This window comes from Streptococcus sp. CF8_St5-17 (assembly GCF_024295665.1).
Classification (GTDB): Bacteria; Bacillota; Bacilli; order Lactobacillales; family Streptococcaceae; genus Streptococcus.
In genome coordinates this window covers 19091-36112 of sequence record NZ_JANCOU010000012.1, presented here as the reverse complement: position 1 = coordinate 36112, position 17022 = coordinate 19091, and the positions used below count along the sequence as shown (strand labels likewise).

At 43.5% G+C, this 17022-nt stretch carries 6 protein-coding genes; 3 read left to right on the top strand and 3 right to left on the bottom strand.

Annotation, left to right across the window (positions count from 1 at the left end; translation table 11 throughout):
* The 3 genes from NMM19_RS08155 to NMM19_RS08145 all read right to left on the bottom strand — a co-directional run.
* A partial coding sequence (locus NMM19_RS08155; protein ID WP_254730845.1) for a CshA/CshB family fibrillar adhesin-related protein occupies positions 1–6632 on the bottom strand: 6632 nt, incomplete at its 3' end.
* 256 nt (positions 6633–6888) lie between these two features.
* A complete protein-coding gene (gene rpoC / locus NMM19_RS08150) occupies positions 6889–10539 on the bottom strand; it encodes a DNA-directed RNA polymerase subunit beta' (RefSeq protein WP_178895526.1) in 3651 nt (1216 codons plus the stop codon).
* Positions 10540–10571: 32 nt separating this feature from the next.
* Positions 10572–14174, bottom strand: coding sequence for a DNA-directed RNA polymerase subunit beta (locus tag NMM19_RS08145; protein WP_178895527.1), 3603 nt, complete (start codon positions 14172–14174; stop codon positions 10572–10574).
* A 533-nt stretch (positions 14175–14707) separates the two neighbouring features.
* Between NMM19_RS08145 and NMM19_RS08140 the strand changes: the two genes are divergently transcribed.
* Genes NMM19_RS08140 through NMM19_RS08130 form a run of 3 tightly spaced genes read left to right on the top strand, consistent with a single transcriptional unit; the run spans position 14708 to position 16971 of the window.
* Positions 14708–15013, top strand: coding sequence for a rhodanese-like domain-containing protein (locus NMM19_RS08140; RefSeq protein WP_006150962.1), 306 nt, complete (start codon positions 14708–14710; stop codon positions 15011–15013).
* Positions 15014–15032: 19 nt separating this feature from the next.
* Positions 15033–16688, top strand: a complete 1656-nt coding sequence (locus NMM19_RS08135; RefSeq protein WP_254730842.1) for an FAD-dependent oxidoreductase — start codon at positions 15033–15035, stop codon at positions 16686–16688.
* Entirely contained in the window at positions 16678–16971 is a 294-nt protein-coding gene (locus NMM19_RS08130) for a rhodanese-like domain-containing protein (protein ID WP_178895529.1), read from the top strand. The genes NMM19_RS08135 and NMM19_RS08130 overlap by 11 nt, the downstream gene beginning before the upstream one ends.
* Positions 16972–17022 lie beyond the last annotated feature (51 nt).

Here is a 17022-nt window from a genome sequence, read left to right as displayed (position 1 = left end):
CCGTCTTCTGTTGGATATCCTGGAATTGCTTTACCTTCTTTATCTACAAATGTAGTAACTGGTGTTACTGTTGGTGTGTATGTTGCAGAAGCTTTTGTTCCGTTCATATCTTCACGAACAACTGTAACGGATGGAGCTGTTCCTGTAAATTCAGGTTCTGGTTTGAAGGTTACTGTTCCGTCTGGTGCTACTGTGTAAGTACCAACACCTGGAATAGTCTTAGTTGTTGAACCATCGTCAAATGTAGCTGGAACATCATCATTCATTGGAACACGGCTATCACCTTCCTTGAATGTTGGTTTACCAGACTGTTCTTTACCTTTTGGTCCAATAGTTGTAGCTGGTTCTGCTGTTGGTGTTACTGGTGTAACAGTTGGGGTGTACTTAGCTGTTACTGGTGTACCATTCTTATCGACACGTTTAACAGTCACGCCTGTTCCTGTGCCTGTGAATGATTTCTCTGGGACAAATGTAACTGTTCCGTCTGGAGCTACTGTGTAAGTTCCCTCACCTGGAATTACCTTAGTTGTTGAACCATCTTCGAAGGTTGCAGGTGTATCATCATCCATCGGTACATCTGGGTTACCTGGTGTGAATGTTGGTTTACCTGTTTGTGTTTTACCTTGAATATCAGTAGATGTTGTTGGATCAGCTGTTGGTGTTACTGGGGTTACAGTTGGTGTGTACTTAGCTGTAACTGGTGTACCATTCTTGTCTACACGTTTAACAGTCACGCCTGTTCCTGTTCCTGTGAATGATTTTTCTGGTACAAATGTAACTGTTCCGTCTGGAGCTACTGTGTATGTTCCTTCGCCTGGAATTACCTTAGTTGTTGAACCATCTTCGAAGGTTGCAGGTGTATCATCATCCATCGGTACATCTGGGTTACCTGGTGTGAATGTTGGTTTACCTGTTTGTGTTTTACCTTGAATATCAGTAGATGTTGTTGGATCAGCTGTTGGAACAACTGGAGTAATCTTAGGTGTGTATGTTGTTTCAGCTGGAGTGCCGTTAGCATCCTTAGCTTGAACTTTAACTGGAACTACTTCACCTGAGTATGACTTATCAGTTGGTGTAAAGGTTACAACACCTGTTTCTTTATCAACTGTGAAAGTACCAATAACTTCACCACTTGGAGATTTAGCATCTACAGAAGCCGCCGGTTGACCATTTTCGTCAAGAAGAGTAATGGTATCTTTGTCGATTGGTGCAACTGGATCACCTTCTGTGAAGGTAACAGTACCAGTTTGAACCACACCTTGAGGTGCAACTGATTCAGCTGGAGTTGCTGTTGGTGTTACTGGAGTTACTGTTGGTGTGTAGGTAGCTGTTACTGGTGTACCGTTCTTATCGACACGTTTAACAGTCACGCCTGTTCCTTTACCTGTGAATGATTTTTCTGGAACAAATGTTACTGTTCCATCTGGTGCTACTGTGTATGTACCTTCACCTGGAATTGTCTTAGTTGTTGATCCATCGTCAAATGTTGCTGGAACATCATCATCCATTGGTACGCTTGGGTTACCTTCTGTAAACTTAGGTTTACCTGTTTGTTCTTGACCTTGTTTGTCAGTTGATGTTGCATCTTCAGCTGTTGGAACAACTGGAGTAATCTTAGGTGTGTATGTTGTTTCTACAGCAGTACCGTTAGCATCTTTAGCTTGAACCTTAACGGCAACAACATCACCTGAGTATGACTTGTCAGTTGGTGTGAAGGTTACAACACCTGTTGCTTTATCAACTGTGAAAGTACCGATTTCTTTACCTTCTGGCGACTTAGCAACTACTGATGTAGCTGATTGACCATTTTCGTCAAGAAGAGTAATCGTATCCTTGTCGATTGGTGCAACTGGGTCACCTTCTGTGAAGGTAACAGTACCAGTTTGAACTACACCTTGAGGTGCTACTGATTCAGCTGGAGTTGCTGTCGGTGTTACTGGGGTTACTGTTGGTGTGTATTTAGCTGTTACTGGTGTACCGTTCTTATCGACACGTTTAACAGTCACGCCTGTTCCTGTGCCTGTGAATGATTTCTCTGGGACAAATGTGACTGTTCCATCTGGAGCTACTGTGTAGGTTCCTTCATCTTGGATAGTCTTCGTTGTTGAACCATCTTCGAATGTTGCTGGTGTATCATCATCCATTGGAACTACTGGATCACCTTCTGTAAACTTAGGTTTACCTGTTTGGGTTTGACCTTGTTTATCTGTTGAAGTTACATCTTCAGCTGTTGGTGTTACTGGGGTTACTGTTGGGGTGTATTTAGCAGTAACTGGTGTACCGTTCTTATCGACACGTTTAACGGTCACGCCTGTTCCTGTGCCTGTGAATGATTTCTCTGGGACAAATGTGACTGTTCCATCTGGAGCTACTGTGTAGGTTCCTTCACCTGGAATTGTCTTCGTTGTTGAACCATCTTCGAAGGTTGCTGGTGTATCATCATCCATTGGTACACGGCTATCGCCTTCAGTAAATACAGGTTTACCAGTTTGTGTAGCACCTTGGATATCTGTAGTTTCAACTGGTGTTGCAGTTGGGGTTACTGGGGTTACTGTTGGTGTGTAGGTTGCTGAAGCTTTTGTTCCGTTCTTATCTTCGCGAACAACTGTCACAGCTGGTGCAGTTCCGACAAATGATTTCTCTGGTACAAATGTAACAGTACCGTCTGCTGCTACTGTGTAAGTACCAACACCTTCAACTGTCTTAGTTGTTGAACCATCTTCAAATGTTGCTGGAACATCTTCGTTGATTGGAACAGTTTTTTCTACTCCATCAACTGTAACAGTTCCACCCTTGAACTCAGGTTTACCTGTTTGAGTTGCGCCTTGGATGTCTGTTGTTTCAGCTGGTGTTGCAGTTGGTGTGACTGGAACAATCTCAGGTGTGTAAGTTGTATCAACCTTGATTCCGTTTGTGCTTTCAGCTTGAACCTTAACAGGCGTTACTTTACCTGTGTAAGACTTATCAGTTGGTGTGAATGTTACAGTACCAGTTGCTGGGTTGATCGCGAATGTACCGATTGGTGTTGTTCCATCTTCAGCATAAGCTGGTGTAGTTGAAACTTCGTTACCATCTTTATCTAGCAATGTGTAGCTATTGTCTTTAATGGTAATAGCTTTATCTTCACCATTTACTTGAACAGTTGTTCCTGCAAAGGTTGGTGTACCGGTTTGAGTCGCACCTTGGATATCTTTTGAAGTTGCAGGGCTTGCAGTTGGAACTGCTGGCACAACAGTTGGTGTGTAGGTCGCATCTGAAGTAATGGTTGCAGTCTTACCATTAGCGTTTGTGATAGTTGCAGTTGCTTGAACCTTAACGCCTTTGGCTGTTCCGACAAAGTCTTTTTCTGGAGTGAAAGTTACCGCTCCTGTAGTAGGATCGATTGTGTATGTTCCTTCTCTTGGAACAGTCACAGTTGTCTCATCAGTAGGTTGACCTGTTGCTGGATCTACCAATTTCTTGCTTGTGATTTTTGCAGTTTTGTCGTTGCTCAACTCAAATGTAGGAGTTTGAGTTTGTGGAACGTTTTGGATATCCTCAGAAACCTTATCTGTTGGAGTGATTGTAATTGGAGTCACTGTTGGTGTGTACTTAGCTGTAGCAGTCTTAAGGTATTCATCACGAACAGTACCATCTTTATCTCTTCCGACAGGTGCAGTCAATGATACAGTAATACCTTTTGCAGTACCAGTAAATCCTGGTTCTGGAACAAAGGTAACTTCTCCTGTAGCGTCATTGATTGAGTATGTTCCTTCGCCTGCTACTGTTACAGAGGTTGCATTGGTTACTTGACCAGTCGCTGGGTCCACCAATTTAGCAGGGTATTCCAAGCTTGGAGTGACAGAGATCTTGTCGCCATTAGCATTAGTTGTAGTTGTGTTAAAGGTTGGGGTACCAATTTGAGTTGCTCCTTGGACATCAGTTGAAGTCTTATCAACACCTTCAATATTACTTGGAGTTACTGTTGGGATGTAAAGACCATCCATTGTGTTTAATACTGTATCAACGTTTGCTTCCTTATCTGGGAATTTAGTTGACCAACCAGTATCGTAACCATTACTATCTGTACGACGGATAGAGATCCCATCAGCTGTGCCTAGGAAGTGATCTTCTGGGATGAATTCCACATCTACATCTTTACCATTACCAGTAACTTTGTATTTACCTTGACCTGGCACGACATAGTAACCTTCCGCATCCAAAGTAGCCTTGTTCCCATTTGCATCGACAATGTATGGTGCTACTGTTTCATCAATTTTTGCTGATTCAGTTAAGCTATAGCCTTGCAAACCTCGAGCAGTAAAGGCTACAGTTGCAGTTTGCTTCGCCCCTTGAAGACCACTTGTTTCTTTGAATTCTCCTTTTGGTGGGTGGGTGATTTGAGTCTTGAAGTCCTCAACCTCCCCTGAAAAGGCCATTCCTGTCGGACTCTCAATTTGAGCAGCATCCTTAGCAATTCGTAACCGTACTCCTAGTTCGTTGACACTAGGATCGATATAGGTTTTGCTCTTGGTGAATCTTAGGGTAACGGCTCCATCCTTAGTAATGGTTGCTAAATCAGAGCGTTCGTCTTCATCAAAGGTACCGTTTTGGTTAAAGTCAACCCAACCATAAATATTGGCTTGAGGCGCCCCGTCTGTATGAGCTTCAACAGTAATCGTATAATTCCCTGGTTTTGTACGATCCATCTTGATCAACTCATTGGTTTTTCCTTTGAGGTCATTCGGAAGCAATTGGTCGATGCCTTCATCAGCCGTTGTCGCTTTATCGTCACCAGTCCAATCAAGGGTATTGTTTTCATCCATATCAGGACTCAAGTGGCCGAGATAAGGTTGGTTTACTTTCTTACCGGTAATCCCATCCACAGTTGCAATTGAATGAACTGCCTTACCGTATGATTCAGGCGCATCTCCTTCATCAAGTGGGAAGAAACCAAGCATTGCTGATTGTTTACCTGAAGATGCGATATATAATCCAATTTCAGAAGCCCCCTTTGTCATAACAAGGGGAACAGCAAATTTACTAGCTGATACGTTTGGACCAAAGACACCCGTTCCAAGTCCAGCAGTTGTTAAATCAGCACTTTGAAAATACTTCCAGGCAACTGCTTTTTTGTCTGGTCCCGCTTGCGTGGAATCACGAAGTTGTTGTGTATTCCAATTTCGAATTTCAATTCCTTCAACCGGAACTGGTTTAAAATAACTAAAATTATTCGCTGGGTCAAAATAATAAGTAAGATCTTGTGGGGCATAAGTTCTAGTTGACTTATCACCATTCTTATACCATTCACCAATGTGTTGCCATCCTTCTCCGTTGGTGGTGAACATAACCACCTCACCTGGGTTAGCGGACTCGCCATCTGCCATGACAACGGCTGGTCTGACTACTTTCCCGCGGAAAGTAGCGGAGACTTCAAACTGAACCCCAATATTACCGCCGTTCAAGTCGGAACTGATAGTTGTTTTTTTAGTACCAGTATTGATGCCTTCTGTTCGTACTTCTGTCCAGCGATTTTGAGCTTCAGCAATAACTTTGGCTTCCTCACCAGCAGCAAATGCAGCTTTGGTAGTCCTATCAGAACTCCCACTCACATAACCATTTCTAGCATTTGGATCATAGGTAGCTTTTTCAGCTTCTGTTGCTCCTCGTTCTTCAAGGCGTTTTTTGTATATTTCTGTCGCTTGGAAGGGTTTCAAAGACTTGACTTTGATGGTAACCACATAGCCCGGCATAATTTCCTTGGTGTAGGTCGCGCCGACTTGAAGTGCAAGTTTGCCATCTGACGTTGTCGTTGTACCTGTCCAGTTAGCAGTATCCCCAAAGTCCAACCAAGAGATTTGACTAGCAAGGTCTGCGGCTTTTACATTTGTTGTAAAGCCTGGTTTTTCAACTTTCGGTGTAGAAGTTGCGTCTTCAACGTCTGCACCAATTCCAGTAGCTGTTGCAGTATCTGCACGGAAGGCAGTATTCTTATCAATCTCTTTACCATTACGAGGGTCGTTTTCCCCAGTATTCGCAATAGAGTTTGTAGCTTCAGCTGGTTTTGTATTTTCTGCAGGTTTTCCAGTTGTTGCTTCTGTCTTATCAGCAGTTGCTACTTTTTCTTCAGCTACAACTTTTTCTTTATTTTTTAGTTTAGCATTGACAGTTGTTACAAGCGATTGATAAGCTGCATCTAGTTCAGCTTGACTTGAAGCAGATGCAAGAACGTTCTGAGCGTTCGCAAGACTAGCTTTAAGAATTTCGACGCTCTCGTCTGTCTTGTTGCTGTACTTACCATTTGCCAAGTTCCCTTCAATCTCAGCAACGTAAGCTGACAACGTTTCAGTCTTAAGCTCAGGTTTCACTTCAGTAGAAACTGCAGGGGCTGCTTCAGCTTGGTAAGTTACTTCTTTAGCTGTTGTAGTTTCTTTAGCTGTTGTTGCTTCAGTCGCAACTGGAGTTTCAGCTTTAGCGACTTCTGTCGTTGCTGCAACACCATCAGCTTGTTTTTCTTCCGTCACTTCATCGGCACCGACACCTGTGGCAGTTCCGAGCATTACTAACGTTCCTAATAGGACCGAGCAAACTCCTACATGAAGTTTACGGATCGAGAATCGACTAATTCGGTCGTTAAACAAATCATTTTTCACGATTTTTCCTCCAATACCCTTTAGGGAGTGTATATATTGTTATATTTTATGCATTGTTTTTCAAAAACCCTAAACATGCAACGTCTTATTTTAGCACTATTATACTTAAAATCAAAGCATAATGCTCATCATTTTGAGACATAAAAATAAGTTAACTTAATTTCAATTTATTGCAATTTTTCAGAAAAATTACATATAATTTTAAGTGCCTAAACATGCCAAAAGAGGGGTGAGCCCCTCTTTTAACTAAATAAGATTATTCACTTGTTTCCACAGTTTCTACTTGGACATCCACTTGCTCTTCCTCTTGTGAATCTGCAAGAAGTGACTCTTCATTAACTGCTAGTGGTTCAATGTTACGGTAGCGAGCCATACCAGTACCAGCTGGGATAATCTTACCGATGATAACATTTTCCTTGAGACCAAGGAGATGGTCTTTCTTACCACGGATAGCTGCATCTGTAAGGACACGAGTTGTTTCCTGGAAGGAAGCAGCTGACAAGAAACTATTTGTTTCAAGTGAGGCTTTAGTGATTCCCATAAGGACTGGACGACCAGTTGCTGGAACACCACCTGCGATAAGAACATCTTTGTTGGCATCTGTAAAGTCGTTGATATCCATGAGAGTACCCATGAGAAGGTCTGTATCTCCTGGATCCATGACGCGGACTTTACGGATCATTTGACGAACCATTACCTCGATGTGTTTGTCTCCGATTTCTACCCCTTGGCTACGGTAAACTTTTTGCACTTCACCAAGTAGGTAGGTTTCAACTGACAAGACATCACGTACAGCAAGGAGACGTTTTGGTTGGATTGAACCTTCTGTCAATGCTGCACCACGAGAGACTTGGTCTCCAACCTGGACACGCATACGGGCTGTAAATGGTACCACGTATTCGCCTTCGCCAGTTTCGCCTTTAACGAAGACTTTCTTAGTACGAGTTGAAGCATCTTCTTCGATTGCTGTAACTTCCCCTTTGACTTCTGTGATGACCGCTTCCCCTTTAGGATTGCGGGCTTCAAAGATTTCTTGGACACGAGGAAGACCTTGAGTGATATCGGTATTTGAGGCAACCCCACCCGTGTGGAAGGTACGCATTGTAAGCTGTGTACCAGGTTCCCCGATAGATTGGGCAGCGATTGTACCAACTGCTTCACCGACTTCAACCGCATCACCAGTCGCCAAGTTGATACCGTAACAATGACGGCAGACACCATGACGAGTGTTACATGTAAATACTGAGCGGATGGTTACTTCTTCAACACCGGCATTAACAATTTCACGGGCCTTATCTTCTGTGATCAATTCATTTGGACCAATGATAACTGCGCCAGTTTCTGGGTGCTTAACAGTTTTCTTAGTGTAACGACCATTGAGACGTTCTTCAAGAGACTCAATCATCTCTTTACCTTCAGTAATAGAACGGATCAAGAGACCACGGTCAGTTCCACAGTCATCCTCACGGATGATAACGTCTTGGGCAACGTCAACCAAACGACGAGTCAAGTAACCTGAGTCGGCTGTCTTAAGGGCCGTATCGGTCATACCTTTACGGGCACCGTGAGTTGAGAAGAACATTTCAAGTACTGACAAACCTTCGCGGAAGTTTGAAAGGATTGGCAATTCCATGATACGTCCGTTCGGAGCAGCCATCAGACCACGCATACCGGCAAGCTGTGAGAAGTTTGAGATGTTACCACGGGCTCCAGAATCCATCATCATAACGATTGGGTTCTTAGGATCTTGGTTGGCAACCAAACGTTTCTCGAGTTTTTCACGGGCAGCACGCCATTCAGCTGTAACAGCATTGTAGCGTTCGTCATCTGTGATCATACCACGACGGAATTGTTTTGTGATTTGTTCTACACGTTTGTGTGATTCTTCGATGATTTCAGCCTTGTCTTCAACAACTGGAATATCAGCAATACCCACTGTCAAACCTGCAAGAGTTGAATGGTGGTAACCGAGGTTCTTCATACGGTCAAGTAGGGCAGATGTTTCTGTCGTACGGAAACGTTTGAAGATTTCAGCGATGATATTTCCAAGGTTTTTCTTCTTGAATGGTGGGTTGAGTTCAAGTCCTTCAATAGCTTCCTTGATATTTCCACCTAATGGCAAGAAGTACTTAGTCGGAACACCTTCTGTCAAGTTGGCGTTTGTTGGCTCTTGCAAGTAAGGCAGTCCTTCTGGCATGATATCGTTGAAGAGGATTTTACCAACAGTTGTAAGCAAGATTTTGTGTTTTTGCTCTTCTGTCCATGGTTTGTTAAGGCTATCTGTTGCGATACCAACACGTGAGTGGAGGTGAACATAACCATTACGGTAAGCCATGACAGCTTCGTCACGATCTTTGAAGACCATACCTTCGCCTTCACGACCAGCTTCTTCCATAGTCAAGTAGTAGTTACCCAAAACCATGTCCTGAGATGGAGTAACAACTGGTTTACCATCTTTAGGGTTCAAAATGTGCTCAGCAGCAAGCATCAAGATACGAGCTTCTGCTTGGGCTTCTTCTGAAAGAGGTACGTGGATGGCCATTTGGTCACCGTCAAAGTCGGCATTGTAGGCTTCACAGACAAGCGGGTGCAAGCGAAGGGCTTTACCGTCAATCAAGACAGGTTCAAAGGCTTGGATACCCAAACGGTGAAGGGTAGGTGCGCGGTTCAAAAGTACTGGGTGTTCTTTGATAACTTCTTCCAAGATATCCCAGATACGTTCATCTCCACGTTCTACCAATCGTTTAGCCGCTTTAACGTTTTGAACGATATCGCGCGCAACGATTTCACGCATAACGAATGGTTTAAAGAGCTCGATTGCCATTTCACGTGGCACACCACATTGGTACATCTTAAGAGTTGGACCAACGGCAATAACAGAACGTCCTGAGAAGTCAACACGTTTACCGAGCAAGTTTTGACGGAAGCGTCCTTGTTTCCCTTTGAGCATGTGGCTCAATGATTTCAGTGGACGGCTACCTGGCCCTGTGATAGGACGACCACGACGGCCATTGTCAATCAAAGCGTCAACCGCTTCTTGAAGCATACGCTTCTCATTTTGAACGATGATACCTGGCGCGTTCAACTCAAGCAAACGAGCCAAACGATTGTTACGGTTAATAACACGACGGTAAAGGTCGTTCAAGTCAGATGAGGCAAAACGGCCACCATCCAACTGCAACATTGGACGAAGATCTGGTGGAATAACTGGAAGGATGTTAAGAACCATCCATTCAGGCTTGTTTCCAGACTTGTGGAAAGCATCCAAAACATCTAAACGACGGATAGCTTTCACACGTTTTTGTCCAGTAGCTGTTTTTAACTCTTCTTTGAGTTCAGCAATTTCTTTTTCAAGATCTACTTGTTTCAAGAGGTCTTGGATAGCTTCGGCACCCATTTTGGCAACGAATGAACCATGACCAAACTCACGCAAGCGCTCACGGTATTCACGCTCTGTCATGATAGACTTGTGCTCAAGTGGTGTATCTTTTGGATCAATCACCACGTAAGCAGCAAAGTAGATAACTTCCTCGAGGGCACGAGGACTCATGTCAAGGGTCAAGCCCATACGGCTTGGAATCCCCTTGAAATACCAGATATGAGATACAGGAGCTTTTAACTCGATGTGTCCCATACGTTCACGACGAACTTTTGTACGCGTTACTTCAACACCACAACGGTCACAAACAATCCCTCTGTAACGAATGCGTTTGTATTTACCACAAGCACATTCCCAGTCTTTTGTAGGACCAAAGATCACTTCGTCAAAGAGTCCTTCACGTTCTGGTTTCAACGTACGGTAATTGATTGTTTCAGGTTTTTTGACTTCTCCATAAGACCATGAACGGACTTTGCTTGGAGAAGCTAGTGTGATTTGCATACTTTTAAAACGATTTACATCAACCACTATTTCTTCCCTTTCTATTATAAGTGAACTGCTTATTCTTGTTCAGCAGCTTCTTCTGTTGCTTCCGCCTTTGCATTTTCTTCTGCTTCAAAGGCTGCTTTAGCCTCTTGAGCTGCTCTTTCGCGGGCTTTTTCAAGGTCATCTACGTGGATGACATCTTCGTCCATTCCTTCATCAAGGTCACGAAGTTCCACTTCTTGATCGTCTTCGTCAAGGACACGCATATCAAGACCAAGAGATTGCAATTCTTTTACAAGAACTCGGAATGATTCTGGAACACCTGGTTTTGGAATTGGTTTTCCTTTTGTAATAGCTTCATATGCTTTCAAACGTCCGTTGATATCGTCAGACTTGTAAGTCAAGATTTCTTGAAGGACATTTGACGCACCGTAGGCTTCAAGCGCCCAAACCTCCATCTCACCGAAACGTTGTCCACCAAACTGAGCTTTACCTCCGAGTGGTTGTTGTGTAACGGTTGAGTATGGTCCGACTGAACGAGCGTGCAATTTATCATCAACCATATGGTGAAGTTTGATCATGTACATGACACCAACTGACACACGGTTATCAAATGGTTCACCAGTACGCCCATCGTAAAGAATCGTCTTAGCATCGCTATCCATACCTGCTTCTTTGACAGTGTCCCAAAGATCTTCAGAACTTGCTCCGTCAAAGACTGGTGTTGCGATGTGGATACCAAGAGTACGAGCCGCCATACCAAGGTGAAGCTCCATAACCTGACCGATATTCATACGTGATGGCACCCCAAGTGGGTTCAACATGATATCGACTGGAGTTCCATCCGGAAGGTAAGGCATGTCTTCTACAGGAACGATACGAGAGACAACCCCTTTGTTTCCGTGACGTCCGGCCATCTTATCTCCGACCTTAATCTTACGTTTTTGTGCGATGTATACGCGAACCAGCATGTTGACACCAGATTGCAATTCATCACCGTTTGCACGTGTAAAGATTTTAACATCACGAACGACACCATCGGCACCGTGTGGTACACGAAGGGAAGTGTCACGAACTTCACGAGATTTGTCACCGAAGATAGCGTGCAAGAGACGCTCTTCAGCAGAAAGATCTTTTTCACCCTTAGGTGTTACTTTACCTACAAGAATATCCCCTTCTTTAACCTCAGCACCGATACGGATGATACCCATTTCGTCGAGATCTTTAAGGGCATCTTCACCAACGTTTGGAATTTCACGAGTGATTTCTTCAGGCCCAAGCTTTGTATCGCGAGTTTCTGATTCGTATTCTTCAAGGTGAACAGATGTGTAAACATCGTCTTTCACCAAGCGTTCGCTCATGATAACGGCATCCTCGAAGTTGTAACCTTCCCATGTCATGTAGGCAACGATTGGGTTTTGTCCAAGCGCCATTTCACCTTTCTCCATAGAAGGTCCATCAGCGATAAAGTCACCTTTTTCGATAACATCGCCAACTCGAACAAGGGTACGTTGGTTATAAGCAGTACCTGAGTTTGAACGACGGAATTTTTGGATGTGGTAAACATCAAGGGAACCATCTTCACGGCGAACTTCTACTTTGTCCGCATCCGCATAGGTAACCTTACCACCATGTTGTGCAATAACTGCCGCTCCTGAGTCATGGGCTGCTTGGTATTCCATACCAGTACCAACGAAAGGCGCTTTAGGATCGATCAACGGAACAGCCTGACGTTGCATGTTGGCTCCCATGAGGGCACGGTTGGAGTCATCGTTTTCCAAGAAAGGAATACATGCTGTCGCAACGGCAACTACCTGCTTAGGAGAAACGTCCATATAGTCAACGCTTGATGCTGGATATTCTTGGTTAACCCCTTGGTGACGTCCCATGACAACTTTTTCAGCAAAAGTTCCATCTGCGTTCAATTTAGAGTTAGCCTGCGCTACTGTGAACTCATCTTCTTCATCGGCTGTCAACCAAACGATTTCGTTGGTAACTTTACCAGTTGCACGGTCAACCTTGCGGTATGGAGTTTGAATGAAACCATACTTGTTGAGGTGTCCGTATGAAGACAAGTTATTGATCAAACCGATGTTTGGTCCTTCAGGCGTTTCGATTGGACACATACGTCCATAGTGAGTGTAGTGCACGTCACGCACTTCATATCCAGCGCGGTCACGTGTCAAACCACCAGGCCCTAAGGCAGACAAACGACGTTTGTGAGACAGCTCAGAAAGTGGGTTGTGTTGGTCCATGAACTGTGACAATTGTGAAGAACCAAAGAATTCTTTAATCGCCGCAGTCACTGGACGGATGTTAATGATTTGTTGAGGTGTCAATACTTCGTTATCTTGAACAGACATACGTTCACGAACATTACGTTCCATACGTGAAAGTCCAAGACGTACTTGGTTGGCAAGCAATTCACCAACGGCACGAATACGACGGTTTCCGAGGTGGTCGATATCATCGACACGACCGATACCTTCAGCCAAGTTGAGGAAGTAGCTCATCTCAGCGAGGATATCTGCAGGAGTAATCGTGCGAACTTTATCCTCTGGATTTGCATTGCCGATGATTGTTACAACACGGTCTGGATCAGTTGGTGCCACAACCTTGAATTTTTGAAGAACAACTGGTTCTGTCAAAACAGCTGAGTCATTTGGAGTGTAGACAATCTTGTTCAAATCACCATCCAAGTGACTTTCGATACTTTCGATGACATCGCGAGTCATTACAGTACCTTTTTCAACCAAGATTTCACCGGTTTCAGGGTCCACCAATGGTTCAGCAATTGTTTGGTTGAGCAAACGAGTTTTAATATTTAATTTCTTGTTAATCTTGTAGCGTCCAACAGCTGCCAAGTCATAACGACGTGGGTCGAAGAAACGAGCCACAAGCAAGGTACGTGAACTCTCAGCAGTTTTTGGTTCACCTGGACGAAGACGCTCATAAATTTCTTTCAAAGCTTCGTCTGTACGAGAGTCCATTGGGTTTTTATGGATATCTTTTTCAACAGTGTTGCGAACCAACTCGCTGTCACCAAAGATATCAAAGATTTCGTCATCGCCTGAGAAACCAAGTGCACGAACCAAAGTCGTAAATGGAATTTTACGTGTACGGTCGATACGAGTATAGGCGATGTCTTTTGAGTCACTTTCCAGTTCCAACCAAGCTCCACGGTTAGGGATAACAGTTGAACCGTAGCCCACTTTACCGTTTTTGTCTACTTTATCATTAAAGTAAACACCTGGAGAACGCACCAACTGTGATACGATAATACGTTCACCACCGTTGATGATGAAAGTACCCATCTCAGTCATGATTGGGAAATCTCCAAAGAAGACTTCTTGAGTTTTGATTTCGCCAGTTTCTTTGTTAATCAAGCGGAAAGTTACAAAGATTGGTGCTGAATAACTTGCATCATGGATGCGAGCTTCTTCAAGCGTATATTTAGGTTCTTTGATTTCGTAGCCAACAAATTCCAACTCCATTGTTTCTGTGAAGTTTGAAATTGGCAATACATCTTCAAACACTTCCTTCAGACCATGGTCTAGGAAATCTTTAAATGAATCAGTTTGAATTTCAATCAAATTTGGTAAGTCAAGAACTTCTTTAATTCTTGAAAAACTACGACGGGTACGATGTTTCCCGTATTGAACGTCATGTCCTGCCAAGATGATTCTCCTTTGTAAATAAAGTTCCAAGCTTAGTCGTCTAAGCTAATAATTATCGTTTAATGGTTCTAAAACCCCTATCAACTTATCCCCCTTGACTAATTTTTCAGAATCTTTAAATCTCTGTTACAGATGCAAAAAATACCGAAAAAAAGCACAAAAAGAGCAGTTAAATCCGACTTTTTTCAGGAGATTTAACTGCTGTGAGCCTTGTCCGGACAATATTTCAGACAAAACCTACGACAAATGATTACTCATATTATACCCGATTTTCTCTAATTTTTCAAGTCCTTTGAAGGATTTTTCTTGCTTTAGTATAGTTATAGCTTGTTTTCAGAAAAGGTAATTTTCTAGACAAGTAGTTGTTGAATAAATAAGACAGGTTCTATTCATTAACCTATCAACCAACTCTTTAGTTTGTAAGTTGGCATCTTGTATACTGAAAAAGAAACAATACTAATCAATTCAACTTACTTGACAAAAGCGTTGCTTAGTGGTTTAATATACCCCATAAGGGTATATCGGAGGTGCCTATGTTTCATTTATTTACAAAAATTGATAGTATTTCTACCAGCGAATTGGAAGCTAAACTCAAGGAACCAATTCAACTACTGGATGTGCGGACGCCTACGGAATTCCGTAGAGGCCATATCAAAAACGCCAAGAATGTTCCTCTAACCGAAATCGGAGCTTACACACCTGCGACAAATGAAACACTTTATGTCATTTGCCATTCCGGTGTTCGAAGCAAGATGGCTGCTAAAAAGCTAAAGAAAAAAGGCTATGATGTTATCAACGTCCGAGGTGGTATGAGCGCTTGGACAGGCAAGATCATATAGAACAAGAGGGAGAAAATTAATGAAAATTATCATTATTGGAGGAGTTGCAGGCGGTATGTCTGCAGCAACCCGTCTCAGACGTCTCTTAGAAGACGCTGAAATCACTATTTTTGAGAAAGGTCCCTTTGTTTCCTTTGCAAACTGCGGACTTCCTTACTATGTTTCAGGAGAAATTGCAAACCGTGATAGTTTATTAGTCCAAACCCCTGAAAGTCTCAAGGCACGGTTTAATCTGGATGTACGACCTTTCCATGAGGTCATCAGCATTTCCCCAGCAGAGCATACTGTGACTGTCCGCCATGATGGACAGGAATTCACAGAAAGCTACGATAAGTTGATTCTCTCCCCAGGAGCTAAGCCATTTGTTCCTGCCATTGATGGCTTGGCAGAAGCTAAGAATGCTTACACGCTCCGCAATGTTCCCGATCTTGACGAGATTATGGCTGCCTTGGACAATCATCCAAAAGAAGCTGTCGTTATCGGTGCAGGCTTTATCGGGCTTGAAATGGCTGAAAACCTGGCGAAACGTGGATTACAAGTTACCATCGTTGAGAAAGCACCCCATGTCTTGCCATCATTAGATCAAGAAATGGCAGCCTTTGTCCAAGCAGAATTGGTTAAAAACAGCGTCCGCGTTATCACTTCTCAGTCTGCGACTCGATTTAAAGACCAAGGAAAAGTCATCGTTCTTGAAAACGGTCAGAAGATAACTTCTGACCTCACCATCCTTTCTGTCGGTGTTGAACCTGAAAATAGTCTGGCTAAAGCTGCGGGGATTGAACTGGGACTTCGTGGCGGGATCCTGGTCGATGAACATTACGAAACCAGTCAAAAAGATATTTTTGCAGTTGGGGATGCCATCGTCGTCAAGCAAGAGATTACGGGCCAAGACGCTCTCATCTCACTCGCTTCTCCTGCCAATCGTCAAGGACGCCAAGTGGCGGACGTCATCGCAGGACTTGGTCGTACAAACAAAGGCAGTATCGGCACTGCGATCGTTCGTGCCTTTAATATGACAGCTGCTTCGACTGGTCTTAGCGAGCGTATCCTTACCATGAATCAACTTCCTTACAAGGCACTTCATGTCAGCGGGAAAGATCATGCTGGTTATTATCCAGGAGCTACTGATATTACCTTGAAACTCCTCTTCGACACAACCAGTGGAAAAATATACGGTGCCCAAGGAGTTGGGAAGAAAGGTGTTGACAAGCGAATCGATATCCTAGCAACTGCTATTAAAGCAAATCTCACTGTCTTTGATTTGCCAGAGTTAGAGTTTTCCTATGCACCGCCATTTGGCTCTGCCAAGGATCCGGTCAATATGCTGGGTTACGCCGCTATGAACCTCATCGAAGGTCTCAGTGACAATATCCAGTGGTACCAACTAGAAGATGAACTGGCTAAGGGCAAAAAGTTCCTAGATGTACGAACAAGTGGCGAATTCCAAAGTGGTCGACTTAAGGTTGACACCATCCACATCCCCCTAAACGAACTACGGGAACGCTTGGATGAACTAGACAAGAACCAAGCCTACATCGTTAGCTGCCACAGTGGTTTACGCAGCTATATCGCAGAGCGTATCCTCAAGCAAGCAGGATTTACCGTCCAAAACCTTGACGGCGCTTATTCACTATACAAAATGGCGAATCCAGAAGGAGTAGAATATGCTAACTAATATCAGCATGGCTGACTTTTATGAAAAATATCAACATGAACATCTAGATCTTATCGATGTCCGTGAAGTACATGAATTCCAAGCAGGACATGCACCAGGTGCCAAAAATCTTCCGTTAAGTACCTTGGAGCAAGGCTACAAAGAACTCAAACCTGACCATGAATACCATGTCATCTGTCAAGGAGGTGTACGTTCTGCCTCTGCCTGTCAATTTCTCAGCGCCCAAGGCCTCACCGTTACCAATGTAGAAGGTGGCATGAATGCCTGGCCAGGTGATATTTAATAAATAAAATTCAAAAAGAGCAATTGGTCTAATTTCAAGAAAACCAACTGC

Coding starts and splice junctions, on each gene's coding strand:
- NMM19_RS08140 (WP_006150962.1), top strand. CDS start 14,708: ATGTTTCATTTATTTACAAAAATTGATAGTATTTCTACCAGCGAATTG.
- NMM19_RS08135 (WP_254730842.1), top strand. CDS start 15,033: ATGAAAATTATCATTATTGGAGGAGTTGCAGGCGGTATGTCTGCAGCA.
- NMM19_RS08130 (WP_178895529.1), top strand. CDS start 16,678: ATGCTAACTAATATCAGCATGGCTGACTTTTATGAAAAATATCAACAT.